Genomic DNA, 26,505 nt, shown 5'->3' with positions numbered 1-26,505 from the left:
CTACCCCTTCCGCCCCAGCGCGTCCCGCACCGCCTCCTCCGTCCGCCCCATCACGGCCGTACCGTCGTCCGCCGTGATGATCGGCCGCTGGATGAGCCTCGGATGCGCGGCGAGCGCCGCAACCCACCGCTCCCGCGCATCCGCGTCCCTCGCCCACTCCTTCAGCCCGAGCTCCTTCGCCTCGGCCTCCTGCGTCCGCGTGATGTCCCACGGCTCGAGCCCCAGCCGCTCCAGCACCTCGCGGATCTCCCCCTCGCCCGGTACGTCGTCGAGGTACCGCCGCACGGTGTACGAGGCACCTTCCTCGTCCAGCAGCTGCACTGCCGACCGGCACTTCGAACACGCGGGATTGATCCAGATCTCCATGCCCCCAAAGCTACCCCCGCCCCCTCCCCCACCCCCCGCCCCACACCGCCCAAACCCCCTCTGGCCAGGGCCGATTGTCAGTGGTGGCCAGTAAAATGGGAAGCGTCCGAGAGGGTCCGTGAACGCCTCAGGAGGATGCCCGTGACCGCTGCCGCACTGATGACAAACGCCCGCCCCCACAAGCCGAAGGCCACCCCGCCCAAGCCGCTGCGGAAGAAGCCCCTCCCGGCCGGCCGCCCGCGCGAGTGGTACATCTCCCACAACCGCCGCCTGAAGGCCATGCGCCTGGCGATAGCCCTGATGGACTCGGGCGTCTACGTCCCGGAAAAGGCCACCAACCGCAAGATCCGCGACACGGCCGCCCGCGTGGGAATCCACCCCCCGTCCAACACGACCTGCCGCATGGTGCGTGAGCTGATCCGGGACGAGATGGGCTGATCCGGCCCGCCTCCGCACGGACGAACGCCGGAGCCCCGGCCGCCGCCTCGAAGGCAGCGACCGGGGCTCCGTGGGAAGCGGTCCGGCTTAGAGGTCGAAGTACAGCTCGAACTCGTGCGGGTGCGGGCGCAGCTGGATCGGGGCGATCTCCTGCGTGCGCTTGTAGTCGATCCACGTCTCGATCAGGTCGGACGTGAAGACGCCGCCCGCCTGGAGGTACTCGTTGTCCGCCTCCAGGGCGTCGAGGACCGCCGGGAGGGAGGTCGGGACCTGGGCGACGCCCGCGTGCTCCTCGGGGGCGAGCTCGTAGAGGTCCTTGTCGATCGGCTCGGCCGGCTCGATCTTGTTCTTGATGCCGTCGAGGCCCGCGAGGAGGAGGGCCGAGAAGGCGAGGTACGGGTTCGAGGACGGGTCCGGGGCGCGGAACTCGACGCGCTTGGCCTTCGGGTTGGAGCCCGTGATCGGGATGCGCATCGCGGCGGAGCGGTTGCGCTGCGAGTAGACCAGGTTGACCGGGGCCTCGAAGCCGGGGACCAGGCGGTGGTAGGAGTTCACCGTCGGGTTGGTGAAGGCGAGCAGCGAGGGGGCGTGCTTGAGGATGCCGCCGATGTAGTAGCGGGCGGTGTCCGAGAGGCCCGCGTAGCCCTGCTCGTCGTAGAAGAGCGGCTGGCCGCCGGTCCACAGCGACTGGTGCACGTGCATGCCCGAGCCGTTGTCGCCGAAGATCGGCTTCGGCATGAAGGTCGCGGTCTTGTTGTTGCGCCAGGCGACGTTCTTCACGATGTACTTGAAGAGCATCAGGTCGTCGGCCGCGGCGAGCAGCGTGTTGAACTTGTAGTTGATCTCGGCCTGGCCGGCGGTGCCGACCTCGTGGTGCTGGCGCTCGACCTGGAGGCCCTGCTTGTCCAGCTCCAGGGAGATCTCCGCACGCAGGTCGGCGAAGTGGTCGACCGGCGGGGCCGGGAAGTAGCCGCCCTTGTAACGGACCTTGTAGCCGCGGTTGTTCTCCACCGCACCGGTGTTCCAGGCGCCGGCCTCGGAGTCGATGTGGTAGAAGCTCTGGTTCGCGGAGGTCTCGAAGCGGACCGAGTCGAAGACGTAGAACTCGGCCTCGGGGCCGAAGTACGCGGTGTCCGCGATGCCGGTGGAGGCGAGGTAGGCCTCGGCCTTCTTGGCGATGTTGCGCGGGTCACGGCTGTACTGCTCGCCCGTGATCGGGTCGTGGATGAAGAAGTTGATGTTCAGCGTCTTGTCGCGGCGGAACGGGTCCAGACGGGCCGTCGACAGGTCGGCGCGCAGCGCCATGTCGGACTCGTGGATGGCCTGGAAGCCGCGGATGGACGAGCCGTCGAAGGCCAGCTCCTCGTCCGGGTCGAAGGCCTTCGCCGGGATGGTGAAGTGCTGCATCACACCCGGCAGGTCGCAGAACCTGACGTCCACGAACTTCACGTCGTTGTCGGCGATGAACTTCTTGGCGTCGTCGGCGTTCCCGAACATCCAGCTCCTCCTACTCCCGCCCGGGGCCGGACGGGGTTGCCGCGTCATCTGCGGGTTCTTCATGCGGGCCAGTGCGGTGGCGCACGCTGGCGTCGACCATAGGCAGACGGGATTTCTCCAGCATGACCCATTTGTTTCGCCCAAGTTAACCAGCAGGCTCCACCGCTCCCCGCCGAGCCTGCCCCCGGCCGACCGTGCCGAACACCCCCGGGAACGTGACGCTCGCCGCAAGCGCCGCCCCGCCCGGACCGGGACGAAGGGGGGCGCAGTACCTTGGTGGGGTGGACAACAGGCAAGCAATCGGATCGTGGCTCTCCGGGCCGCGCGCGGCCGCCGAAGAGATGGGCGCCGACTTCGGGCACCGGGGCAAGCGCCTCGGGCTGCCCCCCGAGGGGCCCGGCGCGGTGGCCCCGCTGGGCCGCCGGTTCGGCGCGCTCTTCGTCGACTGGATCCTGTGCCTGCTCATCGCGAACGGCTTCTTCGCCCGCGGTGACGCCCAGGCCGCAGGCAACGCGGCGCTCGGCATCTTCCTCGTACTGAGCATTCTGACCGTCGGCACCATCGGCTGCACGCCCGGCAAGCGCCTCTTCAGGGTGCGGGTGGTCTCCGAGCACGGCGGGCGGCTCGCCTTCGGCTGGGCCGTGGTGCGCAGTGTGCTGCTGTGCCTGGCGATCCCGGCCCTGATCTGGGACCGCGACGGGCGCGGACTGCACGACCGGCTGAGCCGCTCAGTACAGGTGCGGATGTAGCCCGGAAACGTACCCGAGACAGCAGGACGGCCCCGGAACCTCTGAGAGGTTCCGGGGCCGTCGCTTGCGTAGAAGGAACGGGAGGGGACGGGCGTCAGCGGCCTCGGGGCATCTTCATGCCCTTGGTGCCGGGCATCGGGCCCTTGGGGAGCGGCATGTTGCTCATCAGGTCGCCCATGGCGCGCAGCCGGTCGTTGGTGGCCGTCACCTGGGGGCCGGTCAGCGTGCGCGGCAGCTTCAGCATCGTGGTGCGCACCTTCTTCAGCGGGGTCTGGCCCTCGCCGTTGCCCACGATGATGTCGGTGACCGGGACGTCCGGGCCGACGATGCGCGCCATCTTCTTCTTCTCGGCGCCCAGCAGGGTCCGCAGCCGGTTCGGGTTGCCCTCGGCCACCAGGACGATGCCGGCCTTGCCGACGGCCCGGTGCACGACGTCCTGGTTGCGGTTCATCGCGACCGCCGGGGTCGTCGTCCAGCCGCGGCCCACGTTCTCCAGTACGGCCGCAGCGGCTCCCGGCTGTCCTTCCATCTGCCCGAAGGCAGCGCGCTCGGCACGCCGTCCGAAGACGATCGCCATCGCGAGGAAGGCCAGCAGGAAGCCGAGAATGCCCAGGTAGACCGGGTGACCGATCAAGAAGCCGACGCCCAGGAGCACGCCGAAGACGACGATGCCCAGGCCAAAGACCACAAGACCCACCTTGGGGTCCTGCTTGCGGGTCATCTTGTACGTCAGAGCGATCTGCTTGAGTCGCCCGGGGTTCGCAGTGTCCGCGTTCGCTGCGCGTTCCTTCCTCGCCATGCGAGAAAGTTTACGTTGCCTAGGACGTACGAGCGGACACGGCCTCCAGTACGTGCTGTGTCTCGACCCGGTCCTTCGCCCGGCGGCGGTCCTCCAGCACGGCGGTCCAGGCGTTCCGGCGCGCGGTGCGCTGGCCGGTGCCCATCAGCAGGGACTCGACGGCGCGGAGCGCGTCGGTGACGGACGGGAGGGCGTTGGCGCGTACGGCCTGCATTCGGGGGTCCCCCTCGTAGCAACGGCAAGTGGCAGTGGCGGTGGAACTGCGGTGCGTAAAGCCAGGGTCACTGATTGGTGTTACCAGCACGTGACCGACCGGTCAAACAGCGATGAAACCTTGACGGTAGGGGCGAAAACACTGACGCGGCCCGTACGGTCCCCCTACCTGCGGGGATCGTGCGGGCCGCGTCCTTGCGGTCATTACCGATCGGTAACCACTTGTGTGTCGATTCACACGGAGACGGTCACACGGCGGGCGTGGACTCCAGTGCCCCGCGCCGCTCCATCGCCTGGCCGTAGAGACGGCCCGCGCGGTACGAGGAGCGGACCAGCGGCCCGGACATCACACCGGAGTAGCCGATCGCGTCGGCCTCGTCCTTCAGCTCGACGAACTCCATCGGCTTCACCCAGCGCTCGACGGGGTGGTGCCGGGGGGAGGGGCGCAGGTACTGCGTGATCGTGATGAGCTCGCAGCCCGCCTCGTGCAGGTCCTTCAGCGCCTCGCTGACCTCTTCACGGGTCTCGCCCATGCCGAGGATCAGGTTCGACTTCGTCACCAGACCGGCCTCGCGCGCCTTGGTGATGACGTCGAGCGAGCGCTCGTAGCGGAAGCCGGGGCGGATGCGCTTGAAGATGCGCGGCACCGTCTCCACGTTGTGCGCGAACACCTCGGGGCGGGACGCGAAGACGACGTCCAGCAGCTCGGGGACCGCGTTGAAGTCGGGGGCCAGCAGCTCCACCTTGGTGCGCCCGGCCTCGCGGCCCGCCGTCTGCTGGTGGATCTGGCGCACGGTCTCCGCGTACAGCCAGGCGCCGCCGTCCTGAAGGTCGTCGCGCGCGACGCCCGTGATGGTGGCGTAGTTCAGGTCCATGGTGACCACGGACTCGCCCACGCGGCGCGGCTCGTCACGGTCCAGCGCCTGCGGCTTGCCCGTGTCGATCTGGCAGAAGTCACAGCGCCTCGTGCACTGGTCACCGCCGATGAGGAAGGTGGCCTCGCGGTCCTCCCAGCATTCGTAGATGTTGGGACAACCGGCCTCCTGGCACACCGTGTGCAGTCCTTCGCCCTTCACCAGGGCCTGCATCTTGGTGTACTCGGGACCCATCTTCGCCCGGGTCTTGATCCACTCGGGCTTGCGCTCGATGGGGGTCTGGCTGTTCCGGACCTCCAGGCGCAGCATCTTGCGTCCGTCGGGTGCGACAGCGGACACGTCCGCACTCCCTCTTGCCGTAACGGCTTCGATTCATCGGCGAACACCAGGGTACGCCCGATATTTGCATGGCACTACGTCCGGACAACCTGGACCCGGACAGGGGCATTCCCCAGCTGACGTCTAGACGGCTGCCTTGTCGACCTCGCGGGGCGCGAGCACGGACTGAGCCATCACCTCGGTGAGGTGCTTCTCGACCACCGGCAGGACCTCCTCGATCGTGATGTCCCGGCCCAGCTCGCCCGCGAGCGAGGCGACACCCGCGTCGCGGATGCCGCACGGCACGATCCGGTCGAACCAGGTGTTGTCCGGGTTCACGTTCAGCGAGAAGCCGTGCATCGTGACGCCCTTGGCGACCCGGATGCCGATCGCGGCCAGCTTGCGGTCCTCGCGCCGCTGACCGGCGTTGGAGGGCGCGTACTCGGGACCGTTCAGCCGGGCGTCGAACTCGGGGTCCGACAGCCGCGGGTCGAAGTCGAGCGACAGGCCGCCGATCGCGGGGCGCTGCTCGACCGGGTCGCCGAGCACCCAGACACCACTGCGGCCCTCGATGCGGGTGGTCGCAAGGCCCAGCTCCGCACACGTACGGATCAGGGCCTCCTCCAGGCGCCGCACGTGCGCGACCACGTCCACCGGGCGGGGCAGCTTCTGGATCGGATAGCCGACGAGCTGGCCCGGACCGTGCCAGGTGATCTTGCCGCCCCGGTCCACGTCCACGACGGGCGTCCCGTCCAGGGGGCGCTCGCTGTCCTCGGTGCGCCGTCCCGCCGTGTAGACGGGCGGGTGCTCAAGGAGCAGACAGGTGTCCTCGATCTCGTCCTCGAAGCGGGCGGCGTGCACCTCACGCTGCTTCTGCCAGGCCTCCTGGTACTCGACGGCCTCGTCGCCGAATCCCAGTCGGACGAACCGCAGCTCACTCACGGTGTGTCTCCTTCGTATCGCCACGCCCTCAGCCACTGTACGGCGGCCGGAGCGACGCCCCCCGGGCAGGGAGGGGAACCGCAGCGCAGCCCCTAAAAAAGAAGGGGCCTCCGTCAGCGCCTCCCGTGAATCGTCACACGATCGGATGAAGTAGAGGCGCAGAGGCCGGTTCCGGGGGCCAGGATCGCTAAATTCGCGCCGTCCCATGCAGGGCTGCCACCCGGGGCCCGGAAGGCAGGAGAGCACAGAGCTGATGACGGAACGACCTCCGCAGCGCATTCCCAACCGACAGCTCGCCGCGCTCATCGCGGAGGCGGGATTCTCCAACGCGGGTCTGGCCCGACGGGTCGATCAGCTGGGACTGGAGCACGGGCTCGACCTTCGGTACGACAAGACCTCGGTCACCCGCTGGCTGCGCGGCCAGCAGCCGCGCGGCACCACACCCGCGCTCATCGCCGAAGTGTTCACCAGAAGGCTGGGCAGACGGCTCTCCGCGCAGGACCTGGGACTGGACGCGTGCGCCCCGGTCTACGCGGGACTCGAATTCGCGGCCACGCCCGAGGAGGCCGTCGACATCGTCAGCGGCCTGTGGCGCAAGGACTCCGGCAGCCACGCCGAGCTGCGCAAGATCGCCTTCACCCCGGCGGGACTCGTCGTCCCCAGCCGCGACTGGCTGATCGGCCGGGCCGACGACCGGGTCGGGCGCGGTGAGCCGCCGGTCGTCAACGGGGCGCCGGGCGCCCGCGTCCCCGCCCAGGGCGGCCGCCCCGCCGTACTGCCCCGCCAGCGCCAGACCGACCGGGGGCCTGGCCAGCGGGTCACCTCCGGCGACATCGCGGCCCTGCGCTCGGTGGCCGATTTGTTTCGCACACTGGACCACGCGTACGGCGGCGGGCACGCCCGGCAGGCCCTCGTGCGCTACCTGGAGCACGAGGCGGAACCCATGCTCCGGGGGACGTACGGGGAGGCGACCGGCCGGAGGCTGTTCGCGGCCGCCGCCGATCTGACCCGGCTGGCCGGCTGGACCTCGTACGACATCGCGGCGCACGGCCTGGCCCAGCGCTACTTCGTGCAGGCGCTGCGCCTGGCGCAGGCGGCGGGCGACCGGGCGTACGGCAGCTATGTGCTGGTGACCATGAGCCGCCAGGCCGTCTACCTGGGACACGGGCGGGAGGCCGTGCAACTCGCGCGGGTCGCCCAGCAGGGAGTCGGCTCGTCCGCGCCCTCGGTCGTACAGGCGCTGCTGCACGCGGTGGAGGCGCGCGGGCACGGGGTGCTCGGCGAGGTGCGGGCGTGCACGTCGTCGCTGGTGCGGGCCGAGCGGGCGATGGAGGCCTCCCGGCCGGGGGACGACGTACCGCACTGGGCGAAGTTCTTCGACGAGGCGCAGCTGGCCGACGAGTTCGGGCACTGCCACCGGGACTTGCAGCAGTACCGGGCGGCGGCGCAGCACGCGGAGAAGTCGCTCCAGCTCAGGCCGCACGGATACGCGCGCAGCCGGCTCTTCTGCCGGGTGGTGCTCGCGCAGGCGCGGCTCGGGCTCGGCGAGCTGGACCAGGCGTGCGCCCTGGGCGCGGAGGCGGCGCAGCAGGCCGCGGAGATGCGGTCGGCGCGGGCCACGGAGTACGTTCGGGAGTTCGAGCGGCGGCTCGAGCCGTACCGGGACGCGGCGGCGGTGCGCGGGTACCGGGACCGGGTCGCGGCGCTGGGCTGACGACCCGGTCCGGGCACCTGTCAAAGGGTCAGTTTCCGGCCACTCCTCGCACCTGGACCTCGGCCAGGGAGAGCGGCATGGTGGTCGATTCGAGTTGTATACGGACATGGCGGGCGGTCGTCCCGGCCGGGAGCGCGATCCGGCTCGGGCGGCCCGCCTGTTCGGTGACGTGGATCGCGGTGACGCCCGGGGTGTTGCGGGCCTCCTCGACGGTGTTCGCGGTCAGGGGCTCGGCCGAGGCGAAGACCCAGTAGTTCTTGAGGCGGTCGGCGCAGCAGTCGGTGCGGTTCCAGACGTCGACGGAGCCGAGCCTGGAGGACTTTCCGAGGTCGACCTGCCACCAGGCCTGGTTCGAGGGTTCCGCCGTGTGCGTCACCGAGCCCGCGCCGTGGTTGCCGTCGGTGTTGCCGTCCACCGCGCGGGAGGCGGGGGAGTCGTAGCCGGTGGACTGCTGGGTGGCCGCCTTGCCCTGCGCCAGGTTCTCGTACGCGACCGCCACCTTGACCTTGGTGGTGCTGGTGAGGCCGTTGTGGCGGATGGCCAGGGGGAGTTCGTACGTTCCGGGCGCGGCCGACGCGGGAGGCGTCACCGTCAGCGGAACCTTGACCTCCGCGCCGGGGGCGAGCGCGCCCAGGTGCCTGGACGCCGGAGTGACCTTCCATCCTGCCGGAGCGGTCAGGTCCAGCTGCGTCGAAGGGGCGTACCGGCGGGCGGTGTTGGTGAGGAAGAGGGCGCCCGCGGCGGTGCGGCCGGGGTTGGTCTCGGCGGGGAGTTCGGTGCGGGAGCGGATCAGGCTGTGCACGCCCGGGGTGGTGACCTTGAAGGTGTAGGCGTGCTTGAGGTTGCCGACCGCCGGCGTCTTCACGACGACCCGGCCCTGCGCGTCCTTCTTCCAGGGCAGCGGCTTGCCGTCACCGCCCAGGAGGGTGACGCGGGAGTTGCCGCGCACGGGAGTGTCGGCGCCCAGGGTCAGTTCCGCGCCCGGCCACTCCAGGGCGGTGGCGTAGAGGGTGCCGTCCTTGACCGTGTAGCGGATCTTGTCGTCGGAGGTGGGTTCCTCGGCGTGGTGCCAGTACGTCGTTCCGTAGATCGCCTCGCCGTTGGTCTTCAGCCAGGCGCCGATGTCGCGCAGGCGCTGCTGCTGGATCTCGGGGATCGTGCCGTCGCCGCGCGGGCCGATGTCGAGCAGCAGGTTGCCGTTCTTGCTGACGATGTCGGTGAGCGAGTCGACGAGCTGGTCGGAGGTGAGGTGGTCCTCCTCCGGCTCGTTCTGGTTGTAGCCGTAGGAGTGGGCGATGCCCCGGCTCGCTTCCCACTTGTTCGGGTCGATGTCGGGCTTGACGGTGTACTCGGGGGTCTGGAAGTCCAGTTCCCGGCTGTCGAGTTCACCGGTCTGGATCTTGCAGCGGTTGGCGACCGCGACCTCCTTGGGCTTCGCCCGGTTCTTGGCCTGGTTGTAGTAGTCCGCCAGGACCGGCGCGGTCTGCCAGTACGAGGCGGGCTTCTCCCACTGGCCGTCGCACCAGATGATGTCCGGGTCGTAGCCCTTGATCAGCTCTTTCATCTGCGGCTTCATGTAGTCGGCGACGAAGTCGTCGACCTTGGGGGCGCCGAGGTACGGGATTTCCGCCCCGGTGTACGGGTTGCGCGGCTGTCTGCCCGTGTACGCCGGGTTGTTCCACTCGTACAAGGAGAAGTAGAAGCCGGTCTTCAGCGGGCCGCCGCCGGTGGTGTCCTGACGGGCCGCCTTGAAGAGGTCCCCGGCCAGGTCGCGCTGCGGGCCGAGCTCGACGGTGTCGCGGCCGCTGACCTTGCTGTCCCACAGGGCGACGCCCTCGTGGTGCTTGGAGGTGAGGACGAAGTACTTGGCCCCGGCGTCCTTGAAGAGCTTCACCCAGGCCTTCGGGTCGTACTTCTCGGCCTTCCACTGCCCGATGAAGTCGTCGTAGTTCGCGGCCGTCCCGTACGTCTCCTTGTGGTGCTGGTTCGTGGCGTGGCCCTGCTGGTTCATGTACGCCCAGTACCACTCGGCGTAGCTGCCGCGCGGGCCCCAGGCGGGCACCGAGTAGGCACCCCAGTGGATGAAGATGCCGAACTTGTCGTCCTCGAACCACTTGGGGGTGGGGTGGCCGTTGAGCGACTCGGGAGTGGGCTCGTAGTCCTTGTTCGCCGGTACGGGGGCCTGCGCGGCCGGTGCGGGGGCGGCGGCCAGCAGACCGGCGGCCAGGGCGGCGACGGCGGTGGCGGCGGCGAGTCGTGCGCGGTTCACGATGTCTCCTGGTGGCCGGTGTAGTGGGCGCTGACCTGTGCGGGAGTGAGGGCCTCGTCCCAGGTGAAGGTCTCGTCGAGGTCGCCGCGCAGGCCCGCCTGCGGGGTGCCGATCGAGCGGAGGGGGAGCGGGATCGAGGCGGCGACGGTGCCGACCTGCTTGCCGTTGGCGTACAGGGTGGTGGAGCCGGGAGTGGTGACCCAGGTCAGCTGCACCCACTCGCCGAGGGGGAGCGTGTAGTCGAAGGAGTGGTCGGCGACGCCGTAGCGGGTGAAGCCGACCTTGCCGGTGCCCCACTGTCGGAGCTTCAGCGCGCCCGCCTTCGAGCTGAGGAAGACCTGGTCGGGGGTCTTCGCGCCGGCGCGCACCCAGGTGGAGACGGTCCACGGCTCGGCGACGTCGAGGCCGCCGAAGCCGACACCGTCCCGGTCGCTGTCGAAGCGCCAGGCCTGGCCGCGCACGCCGTCGGCGACGGGGGTCGGGTTGTTGATGATGTACGAGGTGCCGGGGAGCGCGCCCGCCTTGTCCTCCACGTACAGGGTGTTGCCGGGGCTGCCCGCCCAGGTCCAGCCGCTGGGGTAGGGCCTGGTGTCGTACGTCCAGTGGTGGGACGGTTTTCCGTCGTTCACCCGGGGCTTGGCGGGGGCGGGGTTGAGGCCGGGCGGGTCGCCGATGCGGGCGACGCGGGCGCGGAAGTCGGCGAGGGTGTCGGGGGTGGGGGAGGCGTTCCAGGAGCGGTCGGCGAGGACCGCGCGGGGGCCCGCCATGTGCTGCTCGTAGTAGCCGTCCTCGGCCCAGAAGTTGTAGTCCGCCCAGTTCTCCAGGCTGGAGCCGAGCATGTCGCCGGAGGTGGAGGGGGCCCAACTGTCGTACATCCAGGACTCGTTGGGATAGAGGTTGTGGTAGTTGTTCGGCGTGACGTAGAAGGGGCCCATCGCGAGCTCGTCGTGGCCCGGGACGATCGGGTCGGCGCCGGAGCCCTCCCAGGTCATGAAGACCACGGAGGGGTTCACCTTCTGCTGGGGCGCGGTCATGTGCTCGACGCCGTTGAAGATCGCGGTGCGCTTGCCGTGCCGGGTGATGACCGAGTCGAGGGTGTTGATGTACTGGGCCAGCAGGTCGCCCAGCGTCGAGACGTCCGGGTCCTTCGCCAAGTGGTCCTTGACCCGGGGGCAGTTGGCGAGCTGGCCGGGCAGCTCGTCCGCGCCGATGCTGAACAGCGGGGCGTCGAACCAGCCCGCGAACTCCTCCACGAGCTCCTTCGACTTCGCGACCGCCTGCGGGCTGGTCATGTCGATCATCCAGTTCGCCGTCAGGTGCGCGTGCGTGTGCGCCGCCGTGCAGGGGTCGGCCCCGTCGCCGAAGCCGATCTTGAAGGCGTCGGTGATCACGGTGGCGTGGCCGGGGACGTCGATGCCCGGCATGATCTGCACGTGGTGGCGGGCCGCGAAGGTCTTCAGGCGGTCGATGTCGGCGCGGCTGTAGCTGTTCGCCGGGTCTGCCAGGCCGGGGAACCTGGGGCTGTCGAGGCGGAAGCCCTCCGAGTCCGACAGATGCAGGAAGAGAGTGTTCAGCTTCTGGTCGCCCATGCGGCGGATCAGGTTCTCCAGGTACGGCAGCTGCCAGAACTTGCGGCCCGCGTCCAGCATCACCGTCCGCAGCTGCTGCGCCGGTACGTCCAGGGAGCGGGCGCGGGGGAGCGTGCGGTGGTCGGGGGCGGCGCGCAGGAGCTGGAGCAGGGTGCGGGTGCCGTAGAAGAGGCCGTGCGTGGAGGCGGCGTCGATACGGACGGCCTCCGCGCTGTCGAGCCGGTAGCCCTCGACGCCGAGCGCCCGGTCCGGGGCGAGGCGCAGCACGATGTCGCCCTTGGCGGCCTGCTGGACGTCGGTGCGCACCGGCAGGGACAGGCCGGTGACCTGGGAGAGCTCGGTGCGGAGCTGGTCGGCGAGTTGACGCGGGGTCTGGCTGGAGGGCGCGATCAGCTCGCTGCGCACGGCGGGCAGGGCGTTCGGGGAGCCGGAGGAGGGGGCGACGAAGATGCGGCTGCGGGAAGAGAGGATGTTCTGTCCGCCCAGGTCCGACCACTGGGTCGGTCTGGGGACGACATCGGGGACGGCGGGGGCGGCAGCCGCCGAGGCGGGGGGAGTCACGGCTGTGGCGAGCAGGCCGAGGAACAGGGAGAGGATCGGTACAGCGCGGCGCACGAGGGGCCTCCTGGATACCTGGGGTCGGAGGGACCGTAGTGGCGCGTGTGAGGCATGACAAGAGGGCCTGCGGCGAGTGGTGTGGACCACTTTCCGCAGACCCTCGTTTTTTATAGGTCCGACCAATCAAGGTGCAGAGGTCGGATGTTGTCGATGGGTCAGGTGATGCTGCCGTATGCGTCAGGCCGCGTCGCGCAGCTCCTCGGCCGCGTAACCGGGGCGGATGCCGAAGTCGCGCAGGATCTCCTCGGCGGCCCGGCGGCCCGAGTGCAGGGCGCCCTGCACGGTGCTCGTCTCCCGGTGGTCCCCGCAGACGTACAGGCCGGAGAGCAGGCGGACCGGGCGGCGTACGTCGTGGGGTGCGGGCATCGCGGGGACGGCGTCCGGGTCGTGGTGGACGGCGAGCAGCTCCCAGTCGTGGGTCGGCGTGCCGTACAGCCGCGCCAGGTGGGAGCGGACCCCGTGGTCCAGGTCCGGCGGGGGGGTGCCGAGGACCGTGGAGGAGATCAGCACCCTGCCGTCGGGCGCACGCGTGGGATCGACCGCGCTGACGACGGCGGTGTGCGACACGGGGCCGCTCCGGTCGGCTTCCAGGACCAGGGCCGAACCGGTCGCGGGAGCCGTGGCGGTGGTGTGGTGCACGACGGTCACGGGGTGGAAGTCGGGGACCCGCAGGCCCGGCAGGAGTTCGGCGGCGGCGCGGGCGCCGGTGGCCAGCAGCAGGGAGCGGCAGCCCAGTTCGCCGTCCTCCTTGGTGGTGACGGAGGAGATGGAGGCGCCGGTGACGTGCACTCCGGTACGGATCGTGCCGGGCGGCAGTGCGGCGGCGAGCAGTTCGGGCAGGGTGTCGGCGCCGCCCTCCGGCAGGCAGAGGCGGCCCCGGGCGAAGCCGCGCAGGGCGAGGTCGGCGCACCGGCTGGAGGTGGTGAGGTCGGGGTCGGAGAGCAGGGCGGACAGGAGCGGGCGCAGGAAGCCCTCGACGGTGCGCGACGGCAGGCCCCGGCTGAACAGGGCGTCCAGCGCCGGGAGTTCGGGCCGGGCCAGCAGCTTCTCGACGGGGGTGGCGGCGAACCGGGCGAGGGCCGCGTTCAGCCGGGCCTGGTCGAGGGCGCCGCCGAGGGGGCGGGAGGCGGGGGCGGTGGCGGGCTGTCCGGTGCTCTGGCCGAGGGTGGTTCCGTTCCGGGGGGCGCTCGCGAGGGCGCGCGCTGCGGTGAGTGCGCCCCTTGCGCCCCGTACCCCCGCGACCCGTACGCCCGCGACCTCGCCCGCGCGGTAGTGGCGGCCCTCGCTGTGCACCAGCACGCCCGGGGCGAACGGGCGCAGGGCGAGACCTTCGAGACCCGGAGTGCGCAGCAGCTCCGGGTAGGCGCTGCTGAGGACCTGGCCGATCCGGTCCAGCCGGAAGCCGTCGACCCGCTCGGTGGACATCCGGCCGCCGACGTAAGGGGCGGCCTCCAGGACGCTGACTGTTACCCCGGCCCGGACGAGCTGGTGAGCGGCACAGAGTCCCGCGACCCCGGCTCCTACGATGACGACGTCCGCGTGGTGCGTTGCGTTACGCACGTGCCCCTCCCCGAGGTCGGCGCGGCTGTGGTGCAGGGCCTATGCCCCCGACAGCCGTACGGGATACCCGCACTGAGGGTGCAGCGTAGAAGTCGGCACGCTCGCTCCGGCAGGCGCGCACCTCCCGTGCACCGATGCACGGCGGTCGCACAAGGGGCGGAGAAGCGGTCGGGAAGTGGTCGGGAAACGGTCAAGGACGGTCGTGCGCGGGGGCATGGCCGGGGTGCGGCCGGGGTGCGGCCGGGGTGCGGCCGCTACGTCGCGCGCAGCGCCGCCCCGATGGCGTCGTCCACCGTCGGGAAGGCGAACGAGAACCCCGACTCCAGCAGCCGTCGGGGCACCACCCGCTGGCTCCCCAGTACGTCCCCGGCCAACTCCCCGAGCGCGACACGCAGTGCCACCTTCGGCACGGGGAAGAGGGCGGGCCGGTGCAGTGCCCTTCCCATCGCCGCCGTCACCTCCTTGTTGGTGACCGGTTCGGGGGCGGTCAGATTCACCGGCCCCGACAGCGACTCGGTGTCGATCAGGTGCCGCAGCGCCGCCACCTCGTCGTGCAGCGCGATGAAGCTCCAGAACTGGCTGCCGTCGCCGAGCCGCCCGCCCAGGCCCGACCGGAAGATCGGGAAGAGCTTTCCCCAGGCCCCGCCGCCGCGCGCCACCACCAGCCCGGTGCGCGCGAACACCGTGCGGATGCCCGCCTCCTCGGCCGGCGCGGCGGCCTCCTCCCACTCCACGCACAGCGACGGCAGGAACCCCTCGCCCGGCGGGGCCTCCTCGTCGACCTTCCGGTCGCCCGTCTCCCCGTAGAAACCCAGCGCCGAGCCGCTGACGAAGACCCTCGGCGGGGTGTCCAGGGAGGCCACCGCCTCGGCGATCGCGGAGGTGCCCAGCAGCCTGCTCTCGCGCAGTTCGCGCTTGTACTCCTCCGTCCAGCGGTGGTCGCCGATGCCCGCGCCCGCCAGGTGCACCACCGCCTCGCACCCGGCGAGGCCCTTGGCGTCGACGTAACTGCGCCTCGGGTCCCAGGTGACCTCGTCCCCGGCGCGCGCGGGCCTGCGCACCAGGCGCACCACCTGGTGCCCGTCCGCGCGCAGCGAGCGCACAAGTGCCGTACCGATGAGGCCCGTAGAGCCCGTGACTGCGATCCGCATGGCGTCCATAGGGGTCATCCTGCCCCGGACAGGGCCGGATGCGCGCAGCGTGGCACAGTGTCGCCATGCCGCCGACGCACGAAGGACCCGACGCATCCGCGAGTGGCGTCGACACCGTCACCGTACGCACCGCCACGCTCGCCGACGACGCGGCGCTGGCCGCACTGGACGGGGACACCTGGTCGCCGCTGCACGCGGTGACACCGCGCCCGGTGCCTCCGTACGCCCCCTACTTCGACGAACGCCACCTCCCCGACGACGTCCTGGTCGCCGAGGAGGACGGGCGGCTGCTCGGTTACGTACGGGTCGTGCCGCCCACCCCGCTCGCCTGCAACGCGCACGTCCTCCAGATCAACGGCTTCGCGGTCGCCGGACAGGCGCGGGGCCGGGGGATCGGCAGGCTGCTGGTGCGGGCGGTCTGCGCGGAGGTCCGCCGCAGGGGGTGCCGGCGGATCACCCTGCGGGTGCTGGGCCACAACGCGCCCGCCCGTGCGCTGTACGAGGCGGAGGGCTTCGTGGTGGAGGGGGTGCTCGCGGGGGAGTTCTTCCTGGACGGGCGGTACGTGGACGACGTGCTGATGGGGCGGGCGCTCACGGAGGAGTGAGGGTCCGGCGCGCCCGGGGCCGGGACGCCGGCGCCCTGGCACCGAACGGCGCGAAAGAGGCAATGCGGGCATAGTGATCGACAGGGGTGCGCGCACGGAACATCGTGCGCCGCCCGCCCGCAGCCCTTGTCGTCTGCCCGAGGAGCCGGAAGCGCGATGAGCTCGGTCCGCGCGCGCCAGGGGGAGGTTCCCCGATGGCTCAGGGGCGAGAAGGCCCCGCTCTGGCTCCGGCTGCTGCCGCTGGTCGTGCTGGCCCTGCTGGCGGTGTCCGACCGGATCACCCCGGACGACGTGGAGCTGAGCTACTTCGTCGCCGCCCTGCCGCCGCTGACCGCCCTGCTGTACGGGCCGGTGAGCACCGCGCTCATGGGGGTGGCGGTGGTCGTCTTCGGGCTCTACGACACCGACGAATTCGCGCACCGGGACGGTGTGCTGCTCTCCCTGGTGCTCCTGTGCGTCACCAGCGTGGTGGTGTCCTGGTCGCGCACGCGCAGGGACGCCCGGCTGGTGACCGTGGGGACGGCCGCGGAGGTGGCGCAGTTCGCGGTGCTGCCGCCGCTGCCGACCGCGGTGGGCCGGGTGCACTGCTTCGGCCTCTACCGGGCGGCGGAACTGGGCGCACTGGTCAGCGGCGACCTCTACGACGTACGGGCGGGGCCGAACGGGGTGCGCGCCGTCGTCGCCGACGTGGAGGGGCACGGGCCCGGTGCGGTCGCCACCGTCTCCGCGCTCCTCGGGGCCTTCCGGGAGGCGGCGCTGGACGATGCCGACCTGCCCGCGGTGGCCGCCCGGCTGGACCGGCGGCTGGTGGTCGACTCGGCGGCGGTGGAGCACGCGGAACTGTTCGCGACCGCCGTGCTCATGGAGTTCGCCGAGGACGGGCTGTCGGTACGGGTGGTCTCCTGCGGGCATCCGCCGCCGCTGCTGCTGCGGGAGGGGAAGGTCACCGAGATGCGGGTCGATCCGGCGCCGCCCCTGGGGCTCGGCCTCACCGAGTTCGGGCTGCCGTCGGTGACCGTGGTGCCGCTGGAGCCCTGCGACCGCATCCTGGCCCACACTGACGGCATCACGGAGGCGCGGAACGCGGCGGGTGTCTTCTACCCCCTGCGCGAGCGGCTGGAGGCGCTGGGTGCGTCCGAGGGGGAGCTGGCCGATCTGGCGGAAGCGGTCCAGCGCGATCTGCTGCGGTTCGCCAAGCGCGTCGAGGACGACGTGGCGCTGCTGCTGGTGGAGCCGGACCCGGAGAGCTGCCCGGACGGCGAGGGGGGCCCGGGCCGGCCGTGACGGAGCGTCCCGGGGCCCCTCGCGGGCCTTCAGGACAGGCTCATGCCCCGGGTCAGCTCCTTCAGGCAGCGGGCGGCGAGTTCGGCGGGCGAGCCCGGCCCCTCGGTGGGGGCGTCCGTGCGGGCCCACTCCTCCAGTGCCGTACGGATGGCGGCTGTTGCCGCAGCGGCCGCGAGGCGGACCTCCAGGGGGTCGGCGCCGGGTCCCGCGAGCGTGCCCAGCACCGGGATGAGCTGCTCCTCGGACTCCTGGTTCACCCGGTACCAGACGGCCCGCAGCGCCGGGTCCTGCGCGGCGGCGCGCAGCAGCCCCCGCGTCCAGTCAAGCTGCTCGGCGGCCTGCGGGTCCGGGGTGGCGAGCACCTCGGCGACCGCGCGCTCCAGGGTGCTGAGCACGCCGGAGCCGGGCTCGGCGGCCGCGAGCAGGGCCCGCCACTGGTCGCCGCCGCCGGAGAGCAGCGGGGCGACGGCGTCCTGCTTGCTGCGGAAGTACCGGTAGAAGGTGCGCAGCGCGACCCCCGCGCGCGTGGCGATGGCCTCGGCGGTGGTGCCGTCCGGGCCGTGCTCGGCGAAGAGCTCGGCGGCGGCGCGGGCGATGTCGAGCTGGGTGGCGGCCTTGCGGCGCTCGGTGAGGGAGGGCTTGGGGGCGCCGGTCGTCGGCGGTGCGGACCGGGGCCGGTCGGACTGGGGCTGCGGGGGCTGGGTGCTCACCTCGGCAGCGTACGCCCAGAAAGGTCCGCACACCGGCAGGGGTGCACGGAATGACCCAGTGACAAAACGTGCCACATGGGCGTAACGTGAAAGACGATCCCGAAGGAAGCCGATCCGGAGGGAACGAGGACAGCGGAGATGAAGACCATGCAGCGTTACGAGGGCCGTCGCGTTCTGATCAGCGGGGCCGGTTCGGGCATCGGGCGGGCGACCGTGCACCGCGTGCTCGCCGAGGGCGGCCGCGTCGTCGCCGTCGACGTCAACGAGGCAGGGCTGAAGGAGACCGCCGAGCAGGCCGCCGCCACTTCCGCCGAGGCCGCACAGCGCCTGAGCACCGCGGTCCTGGACATCTCCGACGAGGCCGCCGTCAAGGCCGGCGTCGCCGCCGCCGTGGAGACCCTGGGCGGCCTGGACGTCCTGGTCAACGCGGCCGGCATCCTGCGCTCCTCGCACACCCACGAGACCACGCTCGACTTCTTCAACAAGATCATCGCGGTCAACCTGACCGGCACCTTCCTGATGATCCGCGAGGCGATACCCGCCCTGCTCGCGGGCGACAAGCCGGTGATCGTGAACTTCTCCTCGACCTCCGCCTCCTTCGCCCACCCGTACATGTCGGCGTACGCGGCCAGCAAGGGCGGCATCCAGTCGATGACCCACGCCCTGGCCGCCGAGTACAGCAAGCAGGGCCTGCGCGTCGTCGCCGTGGCCCCCGGCTCCATCGCCTCCGACATGACCAGCGGCAAGGGTCCGGGTCTGCCCGAGGACGCCGACATGATGCTCTTCATGAAGCTCGCCCCGGCCCTCGGCCAGGGTTTCGCGGGCCCGGAGACGGTCGCGGGCGTCGTGGCGATGCTCGGCTCGGAGGACGGGGCGTTCATCACGGGCACGGAGATCCGCATCGACGGCGGCACGCACTACTGACGGGGGCCGGGCGGGGGGTACGGCACCGGGGAGCCCGGTGCCGTACCCCCCCTGTCGGCGATCACCACTTAGCTGAAAGCACTGAGTCTCATGAGCAGCACCGAAACCACCACGGCCGCCACCGCTTCCGTCTCCGCCGCCACCGCCGCCTCCGCTTCCGTCTCCGCCGTCTCCGCCGCGGAGACCTTCGACGGGAAGACCGTCGTCATCACCGGGGCCTCCGCCGGCATCGGCGCGGGCTTCGCCCGGCACGCCGCGTCCCTGGGAATGCGCCTGGTCCTCGCCGACATCGCCGCCGACCGGCTGGAAGCCCTCGCCGGTGAGCTGAAGGCGGGCGGCGCCGAGGTCGAGACGGTCGTCGTCGACGTCGCCGATCCGGCCTCCGTCGAGGGCCTCGCCGAGAAGGCGTACGCGCGCTTCGGCAGCGTCGACATGCTGATCAACAACGCCGGGATCATGGCCATGGGCTACTCCTGGGAGATCCCCGCCGAGCGCTGGGACGCGGCCCTGCGGATCAACATCGGCGGGTACGTCAACGGCCTGCGTGCCTTCGTGCCGAGGCTGCTGGCGCAGGGCACCAAGGCGTGGGTGCTGAACGTGTCCTCGGTGGACGGGATGCTGCCGAGTCCGCTGATGGCGCCCTACAGCGTGACCAAGTTCGGCACGCTGGCGCTGAGTGAGTCGCTGCATTACGAGATGCAGATGCGGCAGGCGCCGATCCAGGTGTCGGTCGTCATGCCCGACTCCGTCAAGAGCGAGATCTTCCGGTCGGCGAAGCCGGGGGGCGGGACGCCTCCGGAGATCGCCGCGTTCAACGAGCAGTTGCAGGCGAGGGCGGACGAGCAGGGCATCACGCCGGAGGAGCATGCGCGGCGCGTCTTCGACCTGGTGGCGGGTGGTGCCTACTGGGCCGTCCCCCAGCCCGAGATGCTGGACGCGGTCCTCCAGGGCCGCACGGACATGATCCTGTCCCGGACGGTCCCCACGCTCAACCTGGGCTGATTCTTCTTCCCGGCACCGGGCGTGCGGCCCCCTTCCCGGCACCGGGTGCGTGGCCCCCTCCGGGCCCGGCCCGTGCCGGGGGCTCTGCCCCCGGACCCCCGGGTTTCGCCCCGGTCCCGCCCCTTCACCTAAAGCGCTCGGCCGCGCGGCTGGGTGGGTGGCTCGCGTTTTGCGCCCACGCGGCGGAGCCGCAAATCGATACAGCCCCGCGCCCCTGAAAGGGGCGCGGGGAACTGCGCGCGCGACCACGAAGCACCCGCACGGAACCGTTCGGCCCCGCGGGTTTAGGTGAAGGGGCGGGGCTGGGGCGAATCCGCCCCGGCACCGGGTGCCGATGCCCACCCCGCACCGCGCCTGAGCGGCCCGCGCCCCAGCGGCCCGCCGCCCGCAGCCGGAGCGCCTAGTCCCCGAACCGCTCCCACAGCTGAGGGAAACGATCCGCCAGCGCCCCGTCGTCATCGAGGTCCAAAACCGTCCCCTCCGGTTCCGCCGCCTGCCCCGGGACGCCCAGGTCCGGCGCGACCGAGCCCGTGAGCTGTTCGTACGCCTCGTCCGCCGCGTACCCCAGCTCCTCCCCGTCCCCGTCGATCTCGTCGTCGAAGTCGTCGAGCAGCCCGGCCAGGTCGTCCGGCTCGTGCAGCGCACCCTCGAACACCTCCCGGCCCTGGCCGATCAGCCAGCACCGGAAGTAGTCGAACGCGTCGTCGCTCGCACCGCCCATCATCACGACGGCGGCCCCCCACAAGTCCCACCGGTACGCGCGGTTGTAGCGCACCTCGAAGTGTCTGGCGAAGTCGAGCACGGAGTCGGGGTCCCGCTGGAGCAGCCGCTCGACGAGCAGGTCGGCATGGTCCTCGGGGTCGCCCTCGGCGGCCGCGCGGGTGCTGTCGACGATCTCCCAGAATTCCGTCTCGTCCATCACGTGCTCCAGCATCGGGCTTGCGCGCACGCGGCGCACGCGGAGCGCCCGGATGAGAGCCGTCTCGTTACCCGCGCGATTCGGACGCATGCCTAGTACACGCACGTACGGCCGAATCCGATCGAGCCTCCGCGCCCCGCATCCGTGCAGGTCCGCGCCCCGTGTGACCGTCCGATGATTCACTCGTTTGAAGGGCTAGCGACGTACGCACTCTCACCCACTCGATCCCTCAAAGGGAGCTGCCCTCGCCATGGACACGCAAGACCGGACCGAACACACCGGGGCCCGCGGAGCCCCGCTGAGCGTGGCGCAGGCCGAAGCCGCGCTGGTCGAGCACTATCCGCGCCTCGTCAGGCTCGCCTTTATCACCCTTCCGCCCACCCTCGGCCGCCACCGCCGCGTCCTCGCCGCCCACGGGCTCGTCCAGCGCGCCCTTCCCTCCGTGCGCACCCGGTCCGTCCGGTCCGCCGCCGCGCCCGCCCTTCCGGCCCAGCGCACCGCGCCCGCCGAGAGCGCGTACGTCACCCTGCGCGCCCGGGTGCTGCGCGAGGCGCTGGCGTACGGCAAGCGCCCCACCTGGTGGCCGAAGCGCGGCCCCGGGCCCGAGCGGCTGCGCCCGGTCCTGCCCACCGTCTGGGGGCTGCGGCTCTTCCCCGCCGCCGGCGGCGCCGACGAACTCGCCCTGGAGCAGGCCCTGTCGGGCACCGACTCCGCCACCCGCGCCGCCCTCGCCCTGCACCGGGTGGAGGGCATGAGCGAGGACGAGACCCGGCAGCGGCTCGCCGAGGCCGGGGTCGCCGAGCCCGCCCTCGCCCTGCGCACCGCCGAACGGCTGGGGCGCCAGGTGCTCGGCGAGCCGGAGGAGGGGGCCCAACACCCGCTCCTCTCCGGCGAGTTCGACCCCTGCTTCGTGCACACCCGCCCCACCGACCTCCTGCGCCGCAGGCACCGCGTCCGTACCGCAGGAGCCGCCCTCGTGGTCGCGGCCGTCGCCGCCGGGGTGCTGCCCGTCGTGATCGGCGACGCCCCCCGTCCGCAGGAACGCACGGCCGCCACCGGCACCGTCAACGCCTCCATAGCGGGGCGCGTCCTGGACCCCCGGCATCTGGTCCGCCCCGCCGCCGACGAATGGGCCGACACCTCCCGCGTCGACTTCACCGTCTGGCCCGCCCGCGGGGACCGCGTGAACGACCTGCCGCTGCTCGACCGCGCACTGAAGGTCTGGGCGAGCCCGGCCCGTACGGTACGGATCTCCAGCACACCCGGCGCGGGCACCCAGCCCCCCACCGCCCCGCCCCGCCTGCTGTACGCGGGCGACGTCGACGGCACCGCGGTCGTCCTCCTCAACGACGGCGACCGTACGATCCGCTACGCGGAACCCGCCGACCGCGACGAGCCCCCGACGCTCGACTTCGCCCGCACCGACGACGCGGACGTGGTGACCGGAGCGGCCCTCGTCGTCACCCGGGACGGCAGCAACACCCGCTTCCTGCTGGCCCCCTGGATCGACGAGACCACCACCCGCGACCTGCTGAAACCCAACTCCCCCGGCGGGAAGCTGAGTGTGCGCGCGGACGGCGTCACCGACCCCGTCCGCCGCCCCGGAGCAGGCGGGGTGTGCGACTCCTGGCCGGTGCTCCAGCTCCGCTCCTCCGAGCTGATCGTCGAGAAACACGCCTTCCTGCTCACGGACCTGGGCGACCTCGCCCCCGTCCACCTCACCTACACCCCGCCGCCCGGCAGCGGCGCCCCCGCGCGCCAGCCCCGCGAGGCGACCAGCGCCGCCGCCCTCCAGACCTGGGCGCACAGCGCCTGCCACCTCCCTTCGATGCGGGGGTACGGGGTGCGCTCGGTCAACAACTGGGTGTACGCGCAGCAGACGCTCCCCGAGGCGGGCGGCCGGGCCGACTGGGTCTGCACCCGCGCCGACACCTGGCGTGGCCCCGGCCGGGTGATGGTCCAGCTGCATCTGCCGTCCACCGCCCCCACCGCGCTCGGCACAACGGTCGCGACCGCCGAGGACACGGCCTCGTGCAGCCGCTTCGGGCAGCACGTCCTCGCCGGGGCGGGCTGGCAGGCGCCGAAGTCGGGCGACTGGTACCTGCTGGCGGCGGGCAGCCGCAAGGTGCGCTCCATCGAGGCCACCGGCGGCCTCAAGGCCGAGGCCGCCGGGCCGACGCTGGCGGTCCGCGCACCCAAGGGCGTCAAGGCGGAGCTGAAGGCGAAGATGGCGGACGGGTCGACGCTGGAGGGGCTGCACTGAGTCTGAGGATTCCTCGCGGCTCGCGGTAAATCCGGACAGGAGTTGTCTGGTTTCGGCGGCATCCTTCTTCGTATGAGCACGGAGCGACGGAGGAGCCGTACATGAACCACGACCAGCCGAACCTGACCGGCCGCATCGCACTGGTGGCGGGCGCGACCCGGGGAGCGGGCCGCGCCATCGCCGTGGAACTGGGTGCGCTCGGCGCGACGGTGTACGTCACCGGGCGCACCACCCGTACGAAGCTCAGCGAGGTAGGGCGGGCGACCGAGACCATCGAGGAGACCGCGGAACTGGTGACGGCGGCGGGCGGCGAGGGCGTCGCCGTGCCGACGGACCACCTGGAGGTCGAGCAGGTACGGGCACTGGTCGAGCGGATCGACCGGGAGCGCGGCCGGCTCGACGTCCTGGTCAACGACATCTGGGGCGGCGAGCACCTGGTCGAGTTCGGCAAGAAGATGTGGGAGACGGGGCTGGAGCACGGGCTGCGGATGCTGGAACTCGGCGTCAAGTCCCACATCATCACCAGCAGTTGTGCGCTGCCGCTGCTGGTGCGGCACAAGGGCGGGCTGGTCGTCGAGATCACCGACGGCACCGCCGAGTCGAACAAGGGGTTCCGGGAGAACTTCTACTACGACCTTGCGAAGAACGCGCCGATCCGGATGGCGTCCAACCTGGCCCACGACCTGGCGGGCGTGGGCGGGACCGCCGTGTCCGTCACCCCCGGATTCCTGCGCTCCGAGCAGATGCTCGACCACTTCGGGGTGACGGAGGCGAACTGGCGCGACGCGATCGCCAAGGAACCGAGCTTCGCGATCGCGGAGTCGCCGGTGTACGTGGGGCGGGGCATCGCCCGGATCGCCGCCGACCCGGAGCGGGCGCGGTGGAACGGGCGCTCGCTCTCCAGCAGGGACCTGGCGGTGGCGTACGGGGTGCGGGACGCGGACGGGTCGCAGCCGGATGCGTGGGGGTACCTTTCGCGGGTCATGGCGGGCGAGGAGGGCGTCCCGGCGGACGACTACCGCTGAGGCCCTGCCGTCCCCGCCCCCTTGGGCTCCGCCCGTTTACCCTCGTCCCCTTGGGCGGCGGGGCCGCCCCCCGGGGGCGGGACGGGCGGGCAAGGGGGCGGTACGCCCGATCCGGGCCCGCCCCGGCACCGGCCCCCCTCACCCGTACAGCCGGTACAGGCCCTTCGCCGCCGAGGCCAGGGACGACCGCAGCTCCGGCGGACCCAGTGCCTCCGCCTCCGCGCCCAGCGGCAGGAGCTGGGCGGTGGCGACCTCCACCGACTCCACCGGGACGGTGACCCGCACCCACCCCTCCGCGTCCGGCGGCCCCGCCGCAGCCAGTGCCTCCCGGGCCACCGGCGGGTCCATCACCCGGGCGAGCCCCCGCACCCCCGCCGGGGAGAGCCGCAGCTCCGCCTCCGTCCGCAGGAGCGAGCGGGAGAACTCCGCCGCCCGGGACTCCCAGAACGCGGGCAGGTCGAAGCCCTCGTCCCGGGTGAAGCCCGAAGTGGTCACGGTCACCGCCGTGAAGCGGTCCAGCCGGTACACCCGGAAGTCCCCCGACTCCGCCCGCGCGCAGACGTACCAGATGCCTCCCTTGAGGACCAGGCCGTACGGCTCCAGGCGGCGCTCGACGACGCGGTCCGAGCGCTTCCCGTACCGCGCCTCCATCACGAAGTCCCCCCACACCGCCTCCGCCACGGCGGGCAGCAACTCCGGTGTCACCGGCTCCTGGTACCAGCCGGGCGCATCCAGATGGAAGCGCTGCGCGGCACTCGCCGAGGCGTCACGGAGCGAGGGCAGGAGTGCGGCGGACACCTTCAGACGGGCCGCCGATGCCGCGTCCTCCAGGCCCATCTCCCGCAGCGCGCCCGGCAGACCGGACAGGAAGAGCGCCTCCGCCTCGCTGCGGCCGAGCCCCGTCAGCCGGGTGCGGTAGCCGCCGATCAGCCGGTAGCCCCCGGCCCGCCCCCGGTCCGCGTACACCGGAACCCCCGCCTCCGAGAGGGCCTGGGCGTCGCGCGTGATCGTCCGCTCGGACACCTCCAGCTCCGCCGCCAGTTCGGCGGCCGTCATCATCGGCCGGGACTGGAGCAGCAGCACCATCTTGATCAGTCGGGCAGCACGCATGACCCACATCTTGCTACGGGCGGCCGGGTCATACTGGGGCCGTTGTCGTGTACGCGTGGAAGGCGGGGTCATGCGGGGGGAACGACTGGGCGGCCGGTACCGGCTGACGAGACGCCTGGGCCGGGGCGGCATGGGCGAGGTGTGGGCCGCCCACGACGAGCGGATGCTGCGGGACGTCGCCGTGAAGCTGGTGGCCACGCCCAAGGGCCCCGCCGAGGCGGAGACCTCCTTACGGTTCCGGCGCGAGGTCCGGTCCGCCGCGAGCCTGCCGGGCAGGCACACCGTCGTCGCCCACGACTGCGGGGAGGAGTGGCTCGACGGCGAGAACGTGCTCTACCTGGTGATGGAGCTGATCGAGGGCCCGACCCTGCGCGACAAGGTTGCCGAACAGCTCCCGCACTGGTCGCAGGCGGCCCACTGGGGCAGCCAGATCGCCGCCGCACTCGGCGCGGCCCACGCGCGGGGCATCGTGCACCGCGACATCAAACCGGCCAACGTCATGTTCACCGCCGCCGACGAGCTGAAGGTCCTCGACTTCGGCATCGCCAAGTTCGTCGGCGACTCGGTGACGGTCAGCGAAATCACCGGCACGGGCGGCATCGTCGGCACCCCCGCCTACATGTCGCCGGAGCAGCTGCGCGGCCTGCGGGACCTCGACCACCGCAGCGACCTCTACTCGTTCGGCTGCGTGCTGTACTACATGCTCACCGGCCGCCCGCCGCTGAGCGCGGAGAACCCGTTCGCCCTGGCGATGATGCAGGACCACGAACCGCCCGTACCCCCCGACCGCTTCACCGCCGGTGTCCCTGCGGAGTTGAGCAGGCTCGTCATGGGCCTCCTCGCCCGCAACCCCGACGGGCGGCCCAGGACGGCCGAGCCGGTCGTGGAGCAGCTGCGGACGCTGGCGGCCGGAAGGACGGAGCAGGGGACACGCCGGAAGTGGTCCCGGGCGGAACCGGTCTGGTCCTCGCCCGGCACGGCCGGACTGTGGAACGCGTACGCCACCCGCGACCACCTGGCCGAGGCGAAGGCCGAGGCGGCCCGCGTCCGCGACGAGACGCAGGAAGAGCTCAGGGCCGCCCGCGAGGAGGCCGACGCCCTTCTGGCGGCGAGCCGGGAGCAGGTGGCGCGGGCCGCTGCCGAGTTCGAGCGGCAGTTGCAGGCACGCCGCGAGCGGGCCGAGCGCGACGAGACCGCCCGCCACGCCAAGGCCCAGGAGCGCCTCGCCGAGATCGAGGGCAGGGCGGAGCAGCTGAGGCTGGAGGCGGAGCGGCTGTTCACGGACGCCGAACGCCGGGCCCGGCAGGTCGTGGAGGCGGCGCAGAGCCGGGCCAAGGGGATCGCACCGCGCGCGGAGATGCCGGAACTGGCCTCGGCGCGGGCGCAGTTGGACCGTCTGGTGCAGGAGAGCATGTACCTGCCGACCGACGAACTCGCCGGCAGGCGGGACGGCATCCTGCGCCAGCTCTTCAGCATCCAGCGGGAGCTGGCACAGTCCGAAGCCCCCGGGGGGAAGCCTGCCTGAACAGCCGGAGGGGCCCCGCGTGCACCATGCACGCGGGGCC

At 71.9% G+C, this 26,505-nt stretch carries 23 protein-coding genes; 10 read left to right on the top strand and 13 right to left on the bottom strand.

Features of this window, described 5'->3' with window-relative positions; all coding sequences use genetic code 11:
• Nucleotides 1-366 (bottom strand): arsenate reductase family protein, encoded by a 366-nt coding sequence (locus IE269_RS06850; RefSeq protein ID WP_189821828.1) that lies wholly within the window; start codon nucleotides 364-366, stop codon nucleotides 1-3.
• A gap of 159 nt (nucleotides 367-525) precedes the next feature.
• Between IE269_RS06850 and IE269_RS06845 the strand changes: the two genes are divergently transcribed.
• Nucleotides 526-804: a hypothetical protein gene (locus IE269_RS06845; protein WP_189822089.1), complete on the top strand. Its 279-nt coding sequence runs from the start codon at nucleotides 526-528 to the stop codon at nucleotides 802-804.
• 87 nt (nucleotides 805-891) lie between these two features.
• On the opposite strand, the gene glnA is transcribed toward IE269_RS06845, so the two are convergent.
• A complete protein-coding gene (gene glnA, locus IE269_RS06840) occupies nucleotides 892-2,301 on the bottom strand; it encodes a type I glutamate--ammonia ligase (RefSeq protein WP_189821827.1) in 1,410 nt (469 codons plus the stop codon).
• Nucleotides 2,302-2,582: 281 nt separating this feature from the next.
• Here glnA and IE269_RS06835 point away from each other — a divergent pair, with 281 nt between their 5' ends.
• Nucleotides 2,583-3,050: an RDD family protein gene (locus tag IE269_RS06835; protein WP_189821826.1), complete on the top strand. Its 468-nt coding sequence runs from the start codon at nucleotides 2,583-2,585 to the stop codon at nucleotides 3,048-3,050.
• 94 nt (nucleotides 3,051-3,144) lie between these two features.
• Here IE269_RS06835 and IE269_RS06830 read toward each other — a convergent pair whose 3' ends face one another.
• From IE269_RS06830 to lipB, 4 genes are all read right to left on the bottom strand, one after another.
• A complete protein-coding gene (locus IE269_RS06830; protein ID WP_189821825.1) occupies nucleotides 3,145-3,849 on the bottom strand; it encodes a DUF4191 domain-containing protein in 705 nt (234 codons plus the stop codon).
• Between the two features lie 19 nt (nucleotides 3,850-3,868).
• The gene (locus IE269_RS06825; protein ID WP_189821824.1) at nucleotides 3,869-4,063 is read right to left on the bottom strand and encodes an SCO2195 family GlnR-regulated protein; all 195 of its coding nucleotides are present in this window, start codon (nucleotides 4,061-4,063) and stop codon (nucleotides 3,869-3,871) included.
• Between the two features lie 247 nt (nucleotides 4,064-4,310).
• A complete protein-coding gene (gene lipA, locus IE269_RS06820) occupies nucleotides 4,311-5,276 on the bottom strand; it encodes a lipoyl synthase (protein WP_189821823.1) in 966 nt (321 codons plus the stop codon).
• Nucleotides 5,277-5,399: 123 nt separating this feature from the next.
• On the bottom strand, nucleotides 5,400-6,197 hold the full coding sequence (gene lipB, locus IE269_RS06815) for a lipoyl(octanoyl) transferase LipB (RefSeq protein WP_189821822.1): 798 nt from the start codon (nucleotides 6,195-6,197) through the stop codon (nucleotides 5,400-5,402).
• A gap of 253 nt (nucleotides 6,198-6,450) precedes the next feature.
• Here lipB and IE269_RS06810 point away from each other — a divergent pair, with 253 nt between their 5' ends.
• A complete protein-coding gene (locus IE269_RS06810; RefSeq protein ID WP_189821821.1) occupies nucleotides 6,451-7,911 on the top strand; it encodes an NsdA family TPR-like regulatory protein in 1,461 nt (486 codons plus the stop codon).
• 28 nt (nucleotides 7,912-7,939) lie between these two features.
• Here the strand turns inward: IE269_RS06810 and IE269_RS06805 are convergent, their stop codons facing one another.
• From IE269_RS06805 to IE269_RS06790, 4 genes are all read right to left on the bottom strand, one after another.
• A complete protein-coding gene (locus IE269_RS06805) occupies nucleotides 7,940-10,180 on the bottom strand; it encodes an alpha-L-fucosidase (protein WP_189821820.1) in 2,241 nt (746 codons plus the stop codon).
• Nucleotides 10,177-12,384 (bottom strand): family 20 glycosylhydrolase, encoded by a 2,208-nt coding sequence (locus IE269_RS06800; RefSeq protein WP_229898277.1) that lies wholly within the window; start codon nucleotides 12,382-12,384, stop codon nucleotides 10,177-10,179. Before IE269_RS06800 ends, IE269_RS06805 begins: the two co-directional genes overlap by 4 nt.
• 180 nt (nucleotides 12,385-12,564) lie before the next feature.
• Nucleotides 12,565-13,947: an NAD(P)/FAD-dependent oxidoreductase gene (locus IE269_RS06795; RefSeq protein ID WP_189821819.1), complete on the bottom strand. Its 1,383-nt coding sequence runs from the start codon at nucleotides 13,945-13,947 to the stop codon at nucleotides 12,565-12,567.
• Between the two features lie 254 nt (nucleotides 13,948-14,201).
• Nucleotides 14,202-15,107 (bottom strand): TIGR01777 family oxidoreductase, encoded by a 906-nt coding sequence (locus IE269_RS06790; protein ID WP_189821818.1) that lies wholly within the window; start codon nucleotides 15,105-15,107, stop codon nucleotides 14,202-14,204.
• A gap of 56 nt (nucleotides 15,108-15,163) precedes the next feature.
• Here IE269_RS06790 and IE269_RS06785 point away from each other — a divergent pair, with 56 nt between their 5' ends.
• Together IE269_RS06785 and IE269_RS06780 are read left to right on the top strand one after the other, a co-directional pair.
• Nucleotides 15,164-15,703: a GNAT family N-acetyltransferase gene (locus IE269_RS06785; protein WP_189821817.1), complete on the top strand. Its 540-nt coding sequence runs from the start codon at nucleotides 15,164-15,166 to the stop codon at nucleotides 15,701-15,703.
• A gap of 156 nt (nucleotides 15,704-15,859) precedes the next feature.
• Nucleotides 15,860-16,987: a PP2C family protein-serine/threonine phosphatase gene (locus IE269_RS06780; protein WP_189821816.1), complete on the top strand. Its 1,128-nt coding sequence runs from the start codon at nucleotides 15,860-15,862 to the stop codon at nucleotides 16,985-16,987.
• 29 nt (nucleotides 16,988-17,016) lie between these two features.
• Here IE269_RS06780 and IE269_RS06775 read toward each other — a convergent pair whose 3' ends face one another.
• The gene (locus tag IE269_RS06775; protein ID WP_189821815.1) at nucleotides 17,017-17,697 is read right to left on the bottom strand and encodes a TetR/AcrR family transcriptional regulator; all 681 of its coding nucleotides are present in this window, start codon (nucleotides 17,695-17,697) and stop codon (nucleotides 17,017-17,019) included.
• Between the two features lie 147 nt (nucleotides 17,698-17,844).
• Between IE269_RS06775 and IE269_RS06770 the strand changes: the two genes are divergently transcribed.
• Nucleotides 17,845-18,621 carry an SDR family NAD(P)-dependent oxidoreductase gene (locus tag IE269_RS06770; protein ID WP_189822087.1) on the top strand — a complete coding sequence of 259 codons (777 nt, stop codon included), beginning with the start codon at nucleotides 17,845-17,847 and terminating at the stop codon, nucleotides 18,619-18,621.
• A 90-nt stretch (nucleotides 18,622-18,711) separates the two neighbouring features.
• Entirely contained in the window at nucleotides 18,712-19,623 is a 912-nt protein-coding gene (locus tag IE269_RS06765; protein WP_189821814.1) for an SDR family NAD(P)-dependent oxidoreductase, read from the top strand.
• A 400-nt stretch (nucleotides 19,624-20,023) separates the two neighbouring features.
• On the opposite strand, the gene IE269_RS06760 is transcribed toward IE269_RS06765, so the two are convergent.
• Nucleotides 20,024-20,542, bottom strand: coding sequence for a DUF4240 domain-containing protein (locus tag IE269_RS06760; protein ID WP_189821813.1), 519 nt, complete (start codon nucleotides 20,540-20,542; stop codon nucleotides 20,024-20,026).
• A 250-nt stretch (nucleotides 20,543-20,792) separates the two neighbouring features.
• Here IE269_RS06760 and IE269_RS06755 point away from each other — a divergent pair, with 250 nt between their 5' ends.
• Both IE269_RS06755 and IE269_RS06750 read left to right on the top strand, forming a co-directional pair.
• Nucleotides 20,793-22,805: a hypothetical protein gene (locus tag IE269_RS06755; RefSeq protein ID WP_189821812.1), complete on the top strand. Its 2,013-nt coding sequence runs from the start codon at nucleotides 20,793-20,795 to the stop codon at nucleotides 22,803-22,805.
• A 101-nt stretch (nucleotides 22,806-22,906) separates the two neighbouring features.
• Nucleotides 22,907-23,830, top strand: coding sequence for an SDR family oxidoreductase (locus tag IE269_RS06750; RefSeq protein WP_189821811.1), 924 nt, complete (start codon nucleotides 22,907-22,909; stop codon nucleotides 23,828-23,830).
• 138 nt (nucleotides 23,831-23,968) lie between these two features.
• On the opposite strand, the gene IE269_RS06745 is transcribed toward IE269_RS06750, so the two are convergent.
• On the bottom strand, nucleotides 23,969-24,940 hold the full coding sequence (locus tag IE269_RS06745) for a helix-turn-helix transcriptional regulator (RefSeq protein WP_189821810.1): 972 nt from the start codon (nucleotides 24,938-24,940) through the stop codon (nucleotides 23,969-23,971).
• A 70-nt stretch (nucleotides 24,941-25,010) separates the two neighbouring features.
• On the opposite strand from IE269_RS06745, the gene IE269_RS06740 reads away from it, so the two are divergent.
• Nucleotides 25,011-26,465, top strand: coding sequence for a serine/threonine-protein kinase (locus IE269_RS06740; RefSeq protein ID WP_189821809.1), 1,455 nt, complete (start codon nucleotides 25,011-25,013; stop codon nucleotides 26,463-26,465).
• Nucleotides 26,466-26,505: the final 40 nt, after the last annotated feature.

This window comes from Streptomyces spiroverticillatus, from assembly GCA_014650415.1.
GTDB lineage: Bacteria > Actinomycetota > Actinomycetes > Streptomycetales > Streptomycetaceae > Streptomyces > Streptomyces spiroverticillatus.
Note: the sequence above shows the minus strand (reverse complement) of the source record. Positions and strands in the feature narration are given on the sequence as shown.

Bases quoted from the DNA above. Each gene is read 5' to 3' on its own strand.
- IE269_RS06850 (WP_189821828.1), bottom strand. From the start codon at position 366: ATGGAGATCTGGATCAATCCCGCGTGTTCGAAGTGCCGGTCGGCAGTG.
- IE269_RS06845 (WP_189822089.1), top strand. From the start codon at position 526: ATGACAAACGCCCGCCCCCACAAGCCGAAGGCCACCCCGCCCAAGCCG.
- glnA (WP_189821827.1), bottom strand. From the start codon at position 2,301: ATGTTCGGGAACGCCGACGACGCCAAGAAGTTCATCGCCGACAACGAC.
- IE269_RS06830 (WP_189821825.1), bottom strand. From the start codon at position 3,849: ATGGCGAGGAAGGAACGCGCAGCGAACGCGGACACTGCGAACCCCGGG.
- IE269_RS06825 (WP_189821824.1), bottom strand. From the start codon at position 4,063: ATGCAGGCCGTACGCGCCAACGCCCTCCCGTCCGTCACCGACGCGCTC.
- IE269_RS06810 (WP_189821821.1), top strand. From the start codon at position 6,451: ATGACGGAACGACCTCCGCAGCGCATTCCCAACCGACAGCTCGCCGCG.
- IE269_RS06790 (WP_189821818.1), bottom strand. From the start codon at position 15,107: ATGGACGCCATGCGGATCGCAGTCACGGGCTCTACGGGCCTCATCGGT.
- IE269_RS06785 (WP_189821817.1), top strand. From the start codon at position 15,164: ATGCCGCCGACGCACGAAGGACCCGACGCATCCGCGAGTGGCGTCGAC.
- IE269_RS06780 (WP_189821816.1), top strand. From the start codon at position 15,860: ATGAGCTCGGTCCGCGCGCGCCAGGGGGAGGTTCCCCGATGGCTCAGG.
- IE269_RS06770 (WP_189822087.1), top strand. From the start codon at position 17,845: ATGCAGCGTTACGAGGGCCGTCGCGTTCTGATCAGCGGGGCCGGTTCG.
- IE269_RS06765 (WP_189821814.1), top strand. From the start codon at position 18,712: ATGAGCAGCACCGAAACCACCACGGCCGCCACCGCTTCCGTCTCCGCC.
- IE269_RS06760 (WP_189821813.1), bottom strand. From the start codon at position 20,542: ATGGACGAGACGGAATTCTGGGAGATCGTCGACAGCACCCGCGCGGCC.
- IE269_RS06755 (WP_189821812.1), top strand. From the start codon at position 20,793: ATGGACACGCAAGACCGGACCGAACACACCGGGGCCCGCGGAGCCCCG.
- IE269_RS06750 (WP_189821811.1), top strand. From the start codon at position 22,907: ATGAACCACGACCAGCCGAACCTGACCGGCCGCATCGCACTGGTGGCG.
- IE269_RS06745 (WP_189821810.1), bottom strand. From the start codon at position 24,940: ATGCGTGCTGCCCGACTGATCAAGATGGTGCTGCTGCTCCAGTCCCGG.
- IE269_RS06740 (WP_189821809.1), top strand. From the start codon at position 25,011: ATGCGGGGGGAACGACTGGGCGGCCGGTACCGGCTGACGAGACGCCTG.